General features: G+C 30.8%; 18 protein-coding genes and 1 other RNA gene. 14 read left to right on the plus strand and 5 right to left on the minus strand.

Annotated features, from left to right (window positions below):
* Positions 1-9: 9 nt before the first annotated feature.
* The 3 genes from VIX88_RS06965 to VIX88_RS06975 all read right to left on the minus strand — a co-directional run bounded on the left by VIX88_RS06965 (position 10) and on the right by VIX88_RS06975 (position 3,547).
* The gene (locus VIX88_RS06965; RefSeq protein WP_222535078.1) at positions 10-1,632 is read right to left on the minus strand and encodes a S41 family peptidase; all 1,623 of its coding nucleotides are present in this window, start codon (positions 1,630-1,632) and stop codon (positions 10-12) included.
* Between the two features lie 186 nt (positions 1,633-1,818).
* Complete coding sequence (locus tag VIX88_RS06970) at positions 1,819-2,697, minus strand: IS982-like element ISRa1 family transposase (RefSeq protein WP_127919822.1); 879 nt, start codon at positions 2,695-2,697, stop codon at positions 1,819-1,821.
* A gap of 167 nt (positions 2,698-2,864) precedes the next feature.
* A protein-coding gene (locus VIX88_RS06975; protein ID WP_127919909.1) for an IS1 family transposase occupies positions 2,865-3,547 on the minus strand; the annotation gives its coding sequence in 2 pieces (ribosomal slippage) (positions 2,865-3,220 and positions 3,220-3,547; 684 coding nt in all).
* A gap of 116 nt (positions 3,548-3,663) precedes the next feature.
* Here VIX88_RS06975 and VIX88_RS06980 point away from each other — a divergent pair.
* The 12 genes from VIX88_RS06980 to VIX88_RS07035 all read left to right on the plus strand — a co-directional run bounded on the left by VIX88_RS06980 (position 3,664) and on the right by VIX88_RS07035 (position 12,497).
* The gene (locus VIX88_RS06980) at positions 3,664-3,999 is read left to right on the plus strand and encodes an Arm DNA-binding domain-containing protein (RefSeq protein WP_214193705.1); all 336 of its coding nucleotides are present in this window, start codon (positions 3,664-3,666) and stop codon (positions 3,997-3,999) included.
* A 15-nt stretch (positions 4,000-4,014) separates the two neighbouring features.
* A complete protein-coding gene (locus VIX88_RS06985; protein ID WP_262897491.1) occupies positions 4,015-4,884 on the plus strand; it encodes a site-specific integrase in 870 nt (289 codons plus the stop codon).
* 83 nt (positions 4,885-4,967) lie between these two features.
* Positions 4,968-5,489, plus strand: a complete 522-nt coding sequence (locus tag VIX88_RS06990) for a hypothetical protein (protein ID WP_214193707.1) — start codon at positions 4,968-4,970, stop codon at positions 5,487-5,489.
* Positions 5,482-6,168, plus strand: coding sequence for a nucleotidyl transferase AbiEii/AbiGii toxin family protein (locus VIX88_RS06995; RefSeq protein ID WP_064971121.1), 687 nt, complete (start codon positions 5,482-5,484; stop codon positions 6,166-6,168). The genes VIX88_RS06990 and VIX88_RS06995 overlap by 8 nt, the downstream gene beginning before the upstream one ends.
* A gap of 9 nt (positions 6,169-6,177) precedes the next feature.
* Entirely contained in the window at positions 6,178-7,476 is a 1,299-nt protein-coding gene (locus VIX88_RS07000; RefSeq protein WP_064971122.1) for a hypothetical protein, read from the plus strand.
* Positions 7,477-7,626: 150 nt separating this feature from the next.
* Positions 7,627-7,905, plus strand: coding sequence for a helix-turn-helix domain-containing protein (locus VIX88_RS07005; RefSeq protein WP_064971123.1), 279 nt, complete (start codon positions 7,627-7,629; stop codon positions 7,903-7,905).
* A 46-nt stretch (positions 7,906-7,951) separates the two neighbouring features.
* Entirely contained in the window at positions 7,952-9,178 is a 1,227-nt protein-coding gene (locus VIX88_RS07010) for a primase-helicase family protein (protein ID WP_064971124.1), read from the plus strand.
* 283 nt (positions 9,179-9,461) lie between these two features.
* Positions 9,462-10,154: a DNA primase gene (locus VIX88_RS07015; RefSeq protein ID WP_225908274.1), complete on the plus strand. Its 693-nt coding sequence runs from the start codon at positions 9,462-9,464 to the stop codon at positions 10,152-10,154.
* 37 nt (positions 10,155-10,191) lie between these two features.
* Positions 10,192-10,377: a toprim domain-containing protein gene (locus VIX88_RS07020; RefSeq protein ID WP_237190230.1), complete on the plus strand. Its 186-nt coding sequence runs from the start codon at positions 10,192-10,194 to the stop codon at positions 10,375-10,377.
* Between the two features lie 210 nt (positions 10,378-10,587).
* Positions 10,588-11,037 carry a plasmid mobilization protein gene (locus VIX88_RS07025; protein ID WP_064971125.1) on the plus strand — a complete coding sequence of 150 codons (450 nt, stop codon included), beginning with the start codon at positions 10,588-10,590 and terminating at the stop codon, positions 11,035-11,037.
* Positions 11,030-11,809: a relaxase/mobilization nuclease domain-containing protein gene (locus tag VIX88_RS07030; RefSeq protein ID WP_064971126.1), complete on the plus strand. Its 780-nt coding sequence runs from the start codon at positions 11,030-11,032 to the stop codon at positions 11,807-11,809. Before VIX88_RS07025 ends, VIX88_RS07030 begins: the two co-directional genes overlap by 8 nt.
* Entirely contained in the window at positions 11,772-12,497 is a 726-nt protein-coding gene (locus VIX88_RS07035; RefSeq protein ID WP_081276936.1) for a hypothetical protein, read from the plus strand. Before VIX88_RS07030 ends, VIX88_RS07035 begins: the two co-directional genes overlap by 38 nt.
* Positions 12,498-12,802: 305 nt before the next feature.
* On the opposite strand, the gene VIX88_RS07040 is transcribed toward VIX88_RS07035, so the two are convergent.
* Positions 12,803-13,681, minus strand: coding sequence for an IS982-like element ISRa1 family transposase (locus VIX88_RS07040; RefSeq protein WP_127919812.1), 879 nt, complete (start codon positions 13,679-13,681; stop codon positions 12,803-12,805).
* A 107-nt stretch (positions 13,682-13,788) separates the two neighbouring features.
* Here VIX88_RS07040 and VIX88_RS07045 point away from each other — a divergent pair, with 107 nt between their 5' ends.
* Complete coding sequence (locus VIX88_RS07045) at positions 13,789-14,508, plus strand: DNA-binding domain-containing protein (protein ID WP_064969356.1); 720 nt, start codon at positions 13,789-13,791, stop codon at positions 14,506-14,508.
* 140 nt (positions 14,509-14,648) lie between these two features.
* On the opposite strand, the gene ssrA is transcribed toward VIX88_RS07045, so the two are convergent.
* Positions 14,649-15,048: a transfer-messenger RNA gene (ssrA, locus tag VIX88_RS07050) on the minus strand.
* Between the two features lie 176 nt (positions 15,049-15,224).
* Here ssrA and VIX88_RS07055 point away from each other — a divergent pair.
* Positions 15,225-15,968: a carboxypeptidase-like regulatory domain-containing protein gene (locus tag VIX88_RS07055; protein ID WP_185126653.1), complete on the plus strand. Its 744-nt coding sequence runs from the start codon at positions 15,225-15,227 to the stop codon at positions 15,966-15,968.
* Positions 15,969-16,168 lie beyond the last annotated feature (200 nt).

Genomic DNA, 16,168 nt, shown 5'->3' on the forward strand with positions numbered 1-16,168 from the left:
AAATCCTATTTACTGAATAGAAAATTGAGGAATTAAATCATAAAGCACAAAGTTTAACATTCTATCATCTTCTTCGATAATATTTGCCGCTTTTTCTTTAAACTCAATATTAGGCATTACTCCCCTTCCCTCTTTATCCACTTTATAAGTAGGCTCTATACTAAGCAGCCCAAACCTTATATTTAGTTTTGAATATGGTAATTCAAATCTAGGCATCATACCTGCTACTGTACCATTATGTGCACCACTAGTCTCCTCTCCGATTAAAGTTACATTTGGCAAAGATTTTAGATACGCACTAATGATACTAGAGGCAGAAAAACTTTTACCATTGATTAATACATAAACTTTATTAGTATAATTAAGTGCTTTAGGCTGTGTTTTTCGAGATTGTTGAATCGGAGTACGCCAATACCCATAGGAATCTTTATAAGTAGAAATTGTTTTTCTAAGAAAAAGAGGAACAGTAACTGGAGAAAGCAATATTTTACTCACAATACTTCCACCTCTGAAGTAATTAAGATACACCATTTTATTTACAACCACAGGGTCATCAATCATACGAAACTCCTTTTGAGACAAATACTTTGATAAGTGATGTATTTGAGAAATACTACCTCCCAAATTATTCCTAAGATCTAGTACCAAATGTTTTACTTCTCGCTCTTTTAACATCTTGAAAATTTCATCATAAGCCTTCTTACGACCTGAAGAAAAACTTCTAATTTTAAGAACCGCTATACTAGAATCACCTTTTACAGGAAAAGATAAGTCGTTTATATAAACTTTATCATCAGCATCATAACCGTAAATTCTCTTTTTCTTATTGACCTTCCTTTGTTCTAATCTTTTGGTTATTTTTTCTTCTTTCGTTAAATGTTCAATCTCATTTTTAACTTTAGAAAGAGAGTCTTTAATCTGCCCTTTAGGTTCTAACTTTCTGTGAACAGTCTTCTTAAATTCTCTTTTAGCATTAAAAATCACTAGACTATCTGCACATTTTGCTTTTATCTCTAGACTATCTACAAATCCTAGTTCATTTAGATAAAAACGATTAACCATACTCGCAAAATAGTAAGGAATAAAGGTTTGATTATAACCATCTGAGGTAAGCCCCGCTCTATATTTTCCATATAATTCTTGAGGAGTTATACCATTAACCGAAACGATTTCCATGCCTCTAAGAAGAACATCAGCCTCTTTTTTTGTATTTTTCTTTATAAATAGTCGCCCATTTTCGTAATAATAGCTTAACCCGCTCAAAGGATTTTTGGATTCCTTGTATTTACTTCTTTCTGAACTTGAATAAGTTTTAAGGAGAGGCTTCATCGTGATATGACCTTGTTTTATCTTGGCCACCACAGGTGTTATTTTTAAATAAAATTCCTTTGGAGTTAATGGTTTGTCTATTGTTTTCCTCAAAGAATCAAAAGAATAATGCAATGCTTTTTGCTCTATATACCAATCTATTTTAGGATGATTTTTAAACAAAACCCTTTCCATATAATTAATATCCTTTATCAATTTCTCTTTGGGAATAGGCGTTTCTATATGTCGATTATATCTATCTAGTGAATTACAACTCACTAACACAATCACCAGCAATACAATATAACTTACCTTTGAATGCATACATTTATTTTCTTAAAAAACAAAAGTAAACTTTTTTCATAATGAGAAGTCACAAAACAGAAATATAGTTAGAAAATAAATTCATATAAAACAAAAAACCGTTGAAAATCACAAAGATTAACAACGGTTTAGTACCCCAGGCGGGACTACTATTAAATTTTTTCTGTTTTTAACTCGTTGTGCATTTTAAATAATACTGATTTTTAGATGATTTAATTTTCTTTGGAAGATAAATTTATTGATATATTGAATAACCGTTGCGGCGGTTATTTTACTGATTATCCTTGTTTTAAAGCCTTCAAAAGTTTTAGCATAGTTTCTTTTAATCATAAATTGGTCGCAAAGTTGAGAGAAAAATGTCTCAATTCGTTTTCGCTTTTTCTTGTACAATGAAAATTGAGGAATATAATCTTTCTGATTACTTCTCATTGGTGTATCTAATTTAATATTAGCATAGTTAAATAAATCTATTTGAACTTTTGCTGATAAATAGCCTCTATCTCCAATTAAAGTACAGTTTCGCATTTGCTCACCAATATCTTTTAAATAGTGGATGTCGTGAACGGATGCAGGGCTTATATCAAAATTCTTAATCACACCATTTAAAGAACATACTGCGTGTAGTTTATAGCCATAGAAATATAATTTCTGTGAAGCACAATAACCATATGTTGGTGAAGAATAGGATTGCTCTTTACAAATTTTTGAACGAGTAGAACGAGCGTTTTCACAAACTTTCATTGGCATGCTATCAACGATAAAAATATCTTCAAACTCATTGAACTCCATCGAAATACGCTGTCTAATTTGCTCTGTTTGTAGGGATAGTCTTCGTTTTCGCTTATTGTAAACACTTCTTTCAATTTTGTTTATCAGAGAGTTTGGCAATTTTCTAAATAACTGTAATTCGCTATCAATACTCAAGTATTCAGCAGTAATATTAAGACTTATGACTTCTAAATCGCTCATTTTAGGTGTTCTTCTCTGATAACTAATCAGTTGATTTTCTGAAAAAAGTCCTAAAACTTCCAAAATTCTTTCATATATTTGCTCTATGTTGTTCATTTATATCGTTTTATAGCAAAAACAATATACTTATTTTCAGTCTAATAAACAACTCTTGTTTTTTTCATTTCATAATGCACAACGGGTTGTTTTTAATTGTTTTTAATTCTTTTGTATACTGTATATTTGGGCTATATAAGGTTTTTGAATTTAATTTTTTGGTATTGTTAAATTATTATATTCAATTCATTATTTAGTTTCAAGAACAAAAGTTTTAAAGAATTTTCCAACATTGTTTTTGACTTAGAGTAACACTTTGTTTTTCTTTTAAATCTCGCCAAATAATGCCTTATTCTACTGTTATATCCCTCCACTGTAAAGGTTTCTGCTTTGGAGGTTACGTGTCTTTCACTGGGTATCAGCTCTGAATAACTTTTCCAATAATCACTACAAAAAACATTTATATTTCTGTTTTTCAATTGCTCCCAAAGTTTTAAGAAGGTTTTTGCGTCCCGTTTGTCACAAATAAAACTGATGAACCTTTTTCTAAGTCTATTAACAGCAATCCAGCTCCAACAGTAGTTTTTTTATGCTGTACATAGCTGTGAATCTCATCTAATTCCACTATTTCAATAGGAACTTCATTTTTTGGAAGCTCTACAGATTCTCCCCATTTCTTAACCCATTGATAAACTGTTCCATAGCTAATATTTAATAGCCTCCCAATGGCTCGAAAGCCTAACCCTTCTAGATACATTTCTAAAGCAAGACGCTTTTGTTCTAGTGTTTTTACATCTGATTTTTTCTCAACACTGAAAAAATAGCCACAATCTTTACATTTATATCGCTGTCGCTCTCTGGCAAAGCCTGCTTTAATCTTATTGGATGATTGACATTTGGTACATTTCATTAGGCTAAATTATAAAAAATATATCAGATTAACAATGCCAATTTTTTTTAAATTTTAATGACTTTAAATTCAATTTTAGCCACCCTTTTCTTATTTTAACTAAACTTAATTTTAAAATGAAGATAGCCTTTGAGTTAAGAAAAGAAAAAATGAATCAAAATGGTTTAATACCTATACAGATTAGCGTTAGACATAATGGTAAAAGAATTCGAAAAAACACTGGACACTCGGTACTTGAGCACCATTGGAACGGATATAGAGTTAAGCCTAATCTAAAGAAGGAAAAGGATAATAATTACCAACTTATCAATCAAGATTTACAAGAAATAGAAGAAAAGATAAGCAGGTTATTTCTTTTTCTTAAAGCTAATGATATTCAATTTTCCACTGAAAGATTCAATGAATTTGAAACTAAAAATGAATTATCAGAAAACTCTATCGATTTTTTTTAATGTTTTGATGATTATATCGAAAAAGGGAAGCTTACAAAAACTCCTAATACGATAAAGGGACAAACGACAGTGAAAAATTTTTTAGGATATTTCTGCAAAGAAGAACATATTTCACTTTCCTTTGATAAAGTTAATAATGAATTTTTTGAATCGTTGAGAAATTATTCTTTTGAAGTAAAGAAAATGAAACAAAACTATTTTGCTAAAGTGATAAAAGTTTTAAAATCATTTTTAAATTGGGCTACTGAAAAAGGCTATAATACCAATCGAGATTTTGAAAAATTTAGAGCAGTCGAACATGATATAGATATTGTTTATCTGACCTTTGATGAATTGATGAAATTATATGAAAAAGAATTTGAATCGGATAAACTTTCTCAAGTAAGAGATTTCTATTGTATGGGATGTTTTACAGGATTAAGGTTCTCCGATTTATCGAAACTGCATTTAGCCAATATTTCTGAAGACCACATTATCCTTTCAATACAAAAGACTAAAACCCAGAATCACGCAATTAAACTTAACAAATACGCAAAGACTATATTGGAAAAATATAAAGGGACAATTCATGAACCTTTGCCTGTTATTTCTTCTCAAAAGTTTAATCAGTATATCAAAGATTGTTGTGAGGAAGCAGAAATTACACAACCATTTACTATTCATTGGTTTGTAGGAAATCAGAAAAAAACACTTACTCAGCCAAAATGTAAATTCATTACAAGTCATACAGCACGAAAAACCTTTATTACTAATTCTCTTCTGTTGGGAATGGAACCGAAAGCCATTAAAAAGATTGCCAATATTAAAAAAGATGCAGTATTGGATAAATATATGAAAGTAACGGAAGTATTTACCGACGAACAAATGGACAAAGCTTGGGGATAAATTATCGCATATCGCAATATGAGATATTTTGAATGTGTAGTTCGTATTTTTTTACTAATATTGCATATCGCAATATACAATATATGAAAAATTCAAAACAAAATATGAAACCGCAAGACATTGTTTTGTTGCTGAAAATTGTAAGTTTGAAAAGTGATACGTGGAATCAATCAGAGATTGCCGTGGAATTGGGAATCAGTCAATCAGAAATCAGTGAGTCTGTAGCAAGGTCAAAAAATTCTGGATTATTAGATTCAAAAGGAAAAAAAGTGATGAGATATGCTCTCGCAGAATTTCTTCAATATGGAATAAGATATGTTTTCCCTCAAAAGCCTGGTGCAATTGTCAGAGGAGTTCCAACCGCTCATAGTGCATCACCACTTAATAAAGAAATTCAAAGCAGTGAAATGTATGTTTGGGCGTATGCGAAAGGCACAGCGAGAGGACAAAGCATAGAGCCTTTATATTCCTCTGTTCCTGAAGCATCGCTAAAAGATGAAAAATTATATGAATTACTTGCCATCACAGATGCTATCCGTGTTGGTAGAACAAGAGAAAAAGAAATAGCAGTAGAATACCTTAAAAAATATTTAGAAATTGCATAACAAAACCATCAATGTAGGAGTTGTAGCTGAAGTAGCAGAAGGCTTACAACATTATAGGGAACAAGTAGTATTTGTTGGAGGAGCGGTTATTAGTCTTTACACAGATGACCCCGCAGCTGACGAAATACGCCCAACGAAAGATATAGATTTTACTGTAAATATTGTTGATATTGGAGAATTTCATAAGACAATAGAAGAATTAGGAAAATTAGGTTTTCACCCGGATCCTTTTGGAACATCAATTTGCAGTTATACTTTCAAAAAATATCCTGTTGATATTATTCCTGCTGAAGATAGTGCTTTTGGTTCTACCAACCGTTGGTATAAAATAGGTTTTGAAGATTTATGGAAAGTGAATGTGAAAGGACAGGAGATTTTCATTTTATCAGCACCTTGTTTTCTTGCAACAAAATTTGAAGCTTTCAATAATCGAGGGAAAGATTATAGGACAAGCCACGACATTGAAGATATTATTTACATTATTGATAACAGAACTACAATTGTAGAAGAAATTTCTAAATGCGATTCGAGAATTTTAGAATTTATTAAATCTGAAATTCAAAAAATTATAGATAAAGGTCTTTTAGAGGAACTTCTGCTAACCCATATTCATCCATTAATTATTGATGAAAGAATAGAAATTGTAAAAGAGAAAATCAACAGCATTATGAATTTATAAAATAAATTTATGGGAGAAATTTCTGAAAATATACGCCTGTTTTTGATTGTTGCAATTTTATGTGTTATTGGGTTTGCAATTTTTTATAAAACTTATCTCTATGTCATTGATAAATTTTTGTTTAATGAATTCACTTGGCTTTTGCAAAAAACAATTTACAGGTCTTATCTTGTTTTTAAATCCATAATATATGCAGTATTGTTAGCTTATTTCGTTTTAGCAATTTATAGTTTTTTCACTTCCTATTGGATTTATGGATTGCTTATTTTCGGATGTTTAATTTATTTATTTGTTAAGGTTTGGAAATCAAAAAAAGAAGGAAAATTCAATCTTCGTAAAGATTTCGAGTTTCAAAAATATAATTCAAAAGTCAGTTATTATAATGACCAAACAGAAGAGTACCGAAGAAAAAGTTTTGATTCCATTATTGATAAAATTAAAAGAACGGAATTAAGTGGAATCAGTAACGAGGAATACAAAAATTTCTTGAATGAAAATTTTCTCCCCAAAATAGATAAACTATTAGCATTTGAATATTACGATAGTAAATTATTCAATTCAATTTCCGATAATTATACCACAACTCTTTTCTATCGAAAATACATCAAAAATGTGTTGGAAACTATTAGTAGAATAGATAAGTTAACAAAAAATCTCAGTCTTTTAAATATGGATTATCAAGTAATTATCGATATGTTGCTTGATATTAGATTGATAAAATTTGACGATAATGAAGGTTTGCATTATGATATTTCACTTATTGATATGGAAATTGATAAAATTCTGAATTCAGACAAAGAAAATTCCAATATCGAAAAAAGTTTATTGGTTATAAATCAATCCATAGACAATTTAAAATTAGCTTTTGATAAGGTTGGCTTTGAAGATAAACTTTCGGGGCAAATAAATGCTCTTGATGAACTAAAAGAAAAAATAAATTTAATCCAACCAGAAAAAAATTATCTTATATATGTGTTATCTGGTAATTGCACAGTAAATAGTTTGACAGAGATTCTAACTAGTCAATTAGAAAGTTATGATAACATAAAAATGTCGGCTGAAAATATTTCAGATGTTCAAGAATTTGTAAAAAGAAGATTCAGAAATAAGGCTAATAAACAACCTACTAAAAAGGGTGAAAAATATAAGGATAGGAGTTTCTTTATTAAAAACAGAGAGGAATTTTATAAAGCTGCTTCCTATTCTATTTCTAAGTTTTCTTTAGAAAAAAAGAAGTTTGCAGAAATCATTTTTGAAGAGTTTTCAGACATCGGCCATTCATTAAAAACAATTGAAAATAGATTATAAAATAGAGATTCTATTTTATAAAAATTAAAATTAAGACATTGATTATCAAATATATATCGATTAAATAGAGACTATAAAATAGTTAAGCGGGTAATTTCCAACCTTTGTACTGACAATAAAGTCATAATCGTTTAACTAAAATCAATTAAAATGTCAGTACAACTTTATTCACATTCCAAATCCGATTTGGAAAAGGCGGTTGAAATCATTCTGAAGAAAGCAACCGAATTCACATTACCATCTAAAAAGGTAGAAGAAAGTCCAGAAGATTTGGTATCACAAATCGAGGCTTCTAAATTTTTGCAAATTTCCGTTCCTACCATTATAGATTGGAGGAAAAATAAAAATTTACCTCATTATAATTTTAATGGGAGGTATTATTATTCAATTAAAGAGCTTCTTGAATATGGAAAAGGCAAGAGAAAGTAATATTTCAGATTGTCTAGCACATAATTTTTAACATTAAACTTTAAAAATGAATAATAATATTCCTTACATCCGAGTTGGAACAATTTATTACAAACTGATTGAGCGTCCACAAATTTCAGGACATTCCACGGTAACTCTTGCCAAGTGGTCAAGAGAAATCATTATCCAAGATCATGGAAAGAAATACATTTATAATATTCCAAAATACGATGGATTTTGCTGTATTCCAAATCATTTAGGATACAAGAAAACTATTGGAAACTTCTACAATATGTACAAGGAAATACCGATACAACCAGTACTTGCAAAAGTAAGCATTGAGGAAATTCCCTACTCTATCTCTTTTTTAGAACATATTTTTGGGAAGCAGATTGACTTAGGTTTGGATTACTTGAAAATCCTATTACAAAAACCAGTACAGGTTTTGCCAATTCTCTGCTTAGTAAGTAAAGAACGAGCAACAGGGAAATCCACTTTTCTAAAATGGCTTAAAGAAATCTTTGGACTGAATATGACTTACATTAAAGGTGATTCATTTAATAGCCAGTTCAATTCAGACTGGGCTTCGATGTTACTCATTGCAATCGATGAAGTTTTCTTTGATAAAAAAGAAATTACCGAACGACTGAAATACCTTTCTACGACCAATAAAGATAAATTAGAGAACAAAGGCAAAGATCGGGAGGAAATAGATTTCTTCGGTAAATTCATTCTTTGTTCCAATAATGAAGACAACTTCATTCAGATTGATGAGAACGAAATCCGATTTTGGGTGCTTAAAATTAATCCTATAAAATCTGAAAACACGGAGTTTTTAGAAAATTTGAAAAGGGAGATTCCATTATTCCTAAGATTCTTAATTGACCGACTTTTTTTCTCTCCGAGGAAAACAAGAATGTGGTTTGAATCATCCGACATTAAGACTAAGGCATTGCAAAAGTTAGTTTTCAAAAACGGAAATAAATTGGAAAGCAAAATGGTGGAACTGTTTTATGAATTCTTTGAATCGAATGAAGATCAAGAAATCAATGTTGTCCCACAGGACATTCTGAATATGATTAACCGAATGTTCAAGCAAACTTATTACACAAGAAATGAGGTAAGAAACATTTTGAAGAACAAATGGGAACTAGAGCCACAAAAGAATGGTTTAGCCTATATAAGATACGATATTGATTACACTGGAAACTTCTGCCAAAATAATTCTGTAGGAAGATATTTTAACATTTCCAGAAATTTCATTTTAAAAAAATATGTTGATTTGTTAAGCTAATTGCTTAATAAAAAGAAAATCAAATAATTACTCATTCAACAAAATCCTCAACAAACTTAAAATCTTACTGCTTTGTTGAGCGTTTGTTGAGCATAAAAATCCAATTTTGTTGAATTGTTGAGACTTTGTTGAGTTGATAAATATTTATCAATCAGAATATTATTGATTTCACTCAACAATTCAACAAAAAAATCTAATGATAAACCTATCACAAATCTCCAATTCACATCCAACGAAAATTTAACATTTCAAAAAATCAATCAACAACTAAAAACACAGAAAAATGAATTGCAAACAAGCCAATGAAAATATCAGCATTAGAGAAGTGATGGAAAGCTTTTCTCTTTCACCGAGCAAAGAACATCCGAAAACCGCTTACTATTATGCTGTCAACCGACAAGAACGCACACCAAGTCTTTTGGTTAATTATGTAAAAAATACAGCTTTTGATTTTGGTACAGGAAAACAATACGATGTCGTATCCATTGTTCAAGAACTTAAACAATGTTCGGTATCTGATGCCCTTGAATATCTCAAACGCTTTGACTTTTCTTTTCAAAAGCAAAAAGAACTTTTAATGAAGAATCGTCAAGAAAGAAAAACTTATCAAATTTTAGAAGTAAAAGAAGTTTCGCATCCTGCACTTTTGGATTATTTGAAAGACAGAAATCTTGAAACTCAAAAATCAGAACTAAAAGAAATCCATTATCAAATTGAAGACAAAACCTACTTTGCTGTTGCCTTCAAAAATGATTCTAGAGGATATGAAATTAGGAACAAATATATGAAGATAGCCTTGGGTAAAAAAGATATTACTTCTGTTAAAAACAACTCCAATACAAAAGCTCAAACATTAAAAATATTTGAAGGCTTTAGCGATTATTTGTCCTATCTCACTCTCAAAAATGAAGACCAAAATTTCAAAGACGAGGCTTCCGATTTCGTGATTTTAAATTTCTTTTCAATGGCTTTTTAAAATTGAAAAATCATTGGAAAATTATCAAAAGATTGAATTGTATTTGGATAATGACAGAGCTGGAGATTTACTCGCAGAAAAGTTAAACAAACTTCATTCTAATGTTATCGACCAAAGAAATCAACACAAAGATTTTAAAGATTTGAATGAATATTTAATCTCAAAAAAATCAGAAGAGCAAATTCATATTGAAGAGAAACCAACTTACAAAATGAGACGGTAAATTTTACGCTTAGTCTTAGTGCAAAAAGTACGCAAAGTTTACCATAAGCATACGCAAATGGGAACTTTCCACTTTTTGGTTTCTCCTGTCGTCGAAACGGAATTAATGAAAAAGAGTAAAATAGATGTAATTCAAATTTTCAATCAATGCTCAGAATTAATTACTAAAAAAAATGAAACAGACAAAATTTAAACTTAAAAACAACAAAAAATGAAACAAGATTTTCTAACTGAATTTATAGCCAAAGCCAAAGAAGAGCAAGAGAAGATTCTTGCTTTAGAAAAGAGAAAAAAACACTTTCAAAACATCGGAAGAAAAGGTGGATTAGTGAAGAAGAAATCAGATGATTTTTCAAAAATTATTTCAACAAAAGTAACCGAAAAAGAATATCAGAAAATTCAAGAAAAAGCAGAAGAACTTAACCTTAAACTTTCCCAATATGCACGATTGATTTTAACCGAAAAAGAACTTAAAATCGATGAATTTAAAACCGATGAAATATTACTGCAATATGGTAATCATTTCATCAGAATATCCAATCTGCTACGAAACCGAGAATGGAACGAATTTGAAAACAAGAAAGAAATACTGAATGAAATCCAAACCGTGACCAAATTAATCAGAGAGTATTTATATCAAAAAATCATCGAAAATGAATAATTCAGCAACGACCAGAAGAATCAGTAAGATTGCTATCGAATATAACGGAAATGATAAAGACACAGCCGAAATGGTGTATTCGAATAATCTTTTATCCGATGATGCAGAATTACAGTTTCAGGAAATGAAATCCGTTACCGAAAGAAATTCAAAAATCAAGAATTGGGCATTAACTGGATATATCTCTCCAGAGCAAACCAAAGACAATGAAATTTCCAATGAGCAACTTATTGAACTCGCCTTAAAAGCCTTGAAGAAAGTTGGAGTTACGAGTGATAATCAGATAAGATTGGATATTCATAATTCTACGAAGCATAAACACATTCATTTTGTGGTAAATCGTGTGAACACGAAAGGCATCAATACGATTGAAGCTCACAAGATTGGCGAACGCTTCGGAAAAGCTGTGAGAGAAGTCTGCAAAGAAATGAATTTGAAAACAGATATAGAAATAGGTAAAGAGAAGAAAGAGCAAATGCTACATGATTTGCAGAAAGTTTTAAAAACTGCAAGATCTTTTGAGGAACTAAAAGAGCTAATGAATCAGAGAGATTATCGAGTAACCTTATCAGAAAATCAGAAAGTAGGTGTTTCGGGAATGCGAATTGTGAAGCACTCGGATATTAATGCCGAAACCAAGAAAGAATATCGAGCAGGATATAAACTTTCGGAGATAACGAATAAACTCAAAATCAAGGATATTAAAGAAATGCTGTTGAGTAATCTCCAACAGAGTGAAAATCATCAAATTAACAAAAGCAGATTTAGATAATAAATTTAAAATGACTATTAACATAGAAAAAATTAAAACAATGCAAGAAAATCAGAATAATCAGGAACAAAATTTTAATGAAAATCAACCAATAGACAATGGGATGGAACTTCTAAAAAAAGTGATTCAATCCAACGAAGAGAATATTGAATTAATGGTGAATTTTAGTCATAATGTAGAAGATCTTGCCAATATTGTAGGGCATTTAGAATCTACTGTGAGAACCGCTAACTACAATATCAAAGTGTTAGAGAAAATGAAAGATGAGTTTCTGGAGCGATTCAAACAGCTTATCGGAACAATTCCTAAAAGCATAAATGCTCATTTATCGGAACAGTCTATTTTAAAAATGGATGAACTTTCTGAAAAATTAGAGAAGTTTGAAAAAAAGAAGAAGTTTTATGAAAAGTTTAATCTAACGGCATTATCAATGTTTGTGCTATCTGTATTGGTTATGTTTCTATGTTTTTATTTTTCAAAACAATGGTATAATACCAGCATTCAAACCAAAATGGAAATCAGAGCAGAATTGCTTCAAGAAATCAAGAATGACAAAAAAGTGATTTACAACAAAAGTGAAGTCGAACAACTTCAATACAACACCGATCTCATTAATAAATGGATGAAAAAGAATCCAAAAGATGCCGAAAAATTCTTAAAGTTTAAAGATGGATATGAGGCGAGATGATTAGGGAGACTTTCGGTAGTCTCCCATAAACTGTGTAACTTAAAAAAATAACTTTTCATGTTACACAGTTTGTAAAAGAGTATCAATTAGACTTTCTCTATTTGCAAATTCTCGTTTCTTTTCCCACTCATAGTTCTCTGTCCAAAAAAATTTTTTAGTATTACAATCAAAAGCAATTTGCTTTCCTTTTAAATCAAAATATTTCCAATAATCTACGGATTTTTGAGGTTTGTATAAACTTTCATTTAATGGGGTTTTATTTGATAATTCCTTAAAAAGTGAATAAGAATAACTCGTTGTGCATTTTAAATAATACTGATTTTTAGATGATTTAATTTTCTTTGGAAGATAAATTTATTGATATATTGAATAACCGTTGCGGCGGTTATTTTACTGATTATCCTTGTTTTAAAGCCTTCAAAAGTTTTAGCATTGTTTCTTTTAATCATAAATTGGTCGCAAAGTTGAGAGAAAAATGTCTCAATTCGTTTTCGCTTTTTCTTGTACAATGAAAATTGAGGAATATAATCTTTCTGATTACTTCTCATTGGTGTATCTAATTTAATATTAGCATAGTTAAATAAATCTATTTGAACTTTTGCTGATAAATAGCCTCTATCTCCAATTAAAGTACAGTTTCGCATTTGCTCACCAATATCTTTTAAATAGTGGATGTCGTGAACGGATGCAGGGCTTATATCAAAATTCTTAATCACACCATTTAAAGAACATACTGCGTGTAGTTTATAGCCATAGAAATATAATTTCTGTGAAGCACAATAACCATATGTTGGTGAAGAATAGGATTGCTCTTTACAAATTTTTGAACGAGTAGAACGAGCGTTTTCACAAACTTTCATTGGCATGCTATCAACGATAAAAATATCTTCAAACTCATTGAACTCCATCGAAATACGCTGTCTAATTTGCTCTGTTTGTAGGGATAGTCTTCGTTTTCGCTTATTGTAAACACTTCTTTCAATTTTGTTTATCAGAGAGTTTGGCAATTTTCTAAATAACTGTAATTCGCTATCAATACTCAAGTATTCAGCAGTAATATTAAGACTTATGACTTCTAAATCGCTCATTTTAGGTGTTCTTCTCTGATAACTAATCAGTTGATTTTCTGAAAAAAGTCCTAAAACTTCCAAAATTCTTTCATATATTTGCTCTATGTTGTTCATTTATACCGTTTTATAGCAAAAACAATATACTGATTTTCAGTCTAATAAACAACTCTTGTTTTTTTCATTTCATAATGCACAACGGGTAACATTAAAATTTTACACTTATGAATACCTTAAAAGCATGGTTGCGTCCCAACCTACTCACGAAAGATGACCCTAACGATTTTGTAGCCGTACCACTTCTAGGTGGTAGCCTCGGCATTACAGAAATCATAGAAGCCCTCAAAAAAGAGGGTATGGAGATACAGACCGAAACGGCGGTAGATATTATCACTCGTTTTAACCGCAAAGCCTCGGAGTTGGTACTCAACGGGTATAGTGTAAATACAGGATTAGTATATATGCGTCCTGCCATTAAGGGCGTATTTTACGATAAGACTTGGGACAAAGAGAAGCACTCCGTTTATGTAAATGTGAACCAAGGCACCGACCTAAGAAAAGCCGCCAACGATACCAAAGTAGAAATCCTCGGCGAGCAGTCTAGCCCAATGAGTGTATTCGGTATTACCGACAAAGCTACAGGCAAAGCAGACGGCAACCTTACCAAAGGCAAAAACGCCGAAATCAAAGGTACTTATATTAAAATAGACGGCAACAACCCTAAAAATGGTATCGTCTTTAAAAATCTAGACAACCAAAATGAGGTAAAACTCTCAGCAGAGCATATTGTACTTAATGAGCCGTCAAGGTTACTCATTCTCGTTCCTACGGATTTAGAAGCAGGTAATTATGAGCTAAGCATCACCACGCAGTATAGCAATAGTAAAACGCTATTAAAAGAACCTAGAACAGAAATGCTAAGTACACCTATCGTGATAGTTTAAACTATACTATATTTTCAAAAACCGAACTCAAATTTGAGTTCGGTTTTTTAGCTTGCCAAAACATTTTATACCTAAAGACTTCGCAAGTAAAATATTGGGAAATAAAAAAGAGAACTTTAGAAAGTTCCCTTTAGTTTAATCAGTGGAGCTGGAGGGATTCGAACCCTCGTCCAAACAAGCAATACGCAAGCTTTCTACATGCTTAGTCTGTTTTTAGTTTTCGTCATAAAGCAGACAACAGACCGCCAACTTTATGCTTATCTTTTAAGATTTTCGTCCTTTAGCCAAAGCTTCTAAAGGCTTATTTCCGCATTTCCTATGCCTCATACTCGGACGCCGCAGAACAGAGCTTCCGTGAGACATCTTGTTTCCTTACTATACTTCGGGAAAAGGCTTATCCTACTAATGCTTCGGATTAAGCAGCAAGAGCAAACTCTTCGTTGCCAGTTAAACTTTGTAGCAAGGGATTAAAGAGATCGCGCTACGGTTCTCTGCATGCTTACTTACCTACTGACCTTGCTGTCGAAACCAGTCAGCCCCCGTAAACTTTAGTCCGCAAAGATAGTAATTTTTCTGTTTAGGGAATAAATCTTTAACCCAAGTTTAAATGATAAGCGTTAAATAGTCTTAAAGACTATTAACCTACTGTTAAACCAATAACTCTATATTACTTTTTGGATTACATTTGAAACCTGCATAACCTTACCTTAAAAACTATGATGAAAGCTCTATATATTATTATCCTTCCTTTATTACTAAATCAATCTTTGTTTTCTCAAAAAATAATCACAGGGAAAGTCGTTAGTGAAAATCATATCCCTTTAGGTAATACCCTTGTTATCAATATAACCACCAATCAACAAACCACCACGGATAACAATGGTGCCTTTAATATAACTGCTTCCGAAAACGAAGAACTAAGATTTGTAAAATACGGCTATGAAAGAGTGGCTTACAAAGTATCTTCCAAAAGTTTCAGCAATGAATTAAACATAATGCTACTCCCCTCTTACAAAGAAATCGAAGAGGTACAATTAAATGTAAAAACAACAGGTAATATCAAGGAAGACCTAAAACAATTTAAACCCAATAAAAATTTGGAGCAACTAAAATTGGATTTATTTATTGACTATAAGAAAACACCTTACAGCTATTACCGAAAATCAAAACTAGAAAATCCTATGCTTTTTACCCAACCCAAAGGAGAAGGGTTCTCTTTAGGAGAAGTAAATAATAAATGGACGCTGCTAGATTTACTCCAAATTTTAGATAAAGAATTAGGAGAAGACTATTTCAAGGAACTCAATATAAATTATGACGAAAAAGATGCCTTCATTTATTTTGTACTTAAAGATTTCGACACGAAAGATATTTTAAAATACGGAAGATTAACACCTAACCATCTTGTTCAGTTTATGATTTTAGCAGAACAAAAACGACCTCTTTTTCAAAAAAAATAAGTATTTCTTAGGCAACCTTTTATAATTTCTTGCGTCTTACTCTATAGAAAGCCTAAATAGATTTAATTTTTTAACACAGATAATCAATTAGTTAAAACAATTTACACAAAATATTTACTACTTTGTATTACATAATAGTAATTTATTTATATATCTTTGTATCAGAAAATAAAACTAATAATCTTAACAAAAGAGTCGGG

This window comes from Riemerella anatipestifer (genome assembly GCF_035666175.1).
Classification (GTDB): domain Bacteria; phylum Bacteroidota; class Bacteroidia; order Flavobacteriales; family Weeksellaceae; genus Riemerella; species Riemerella anatipestifer_D.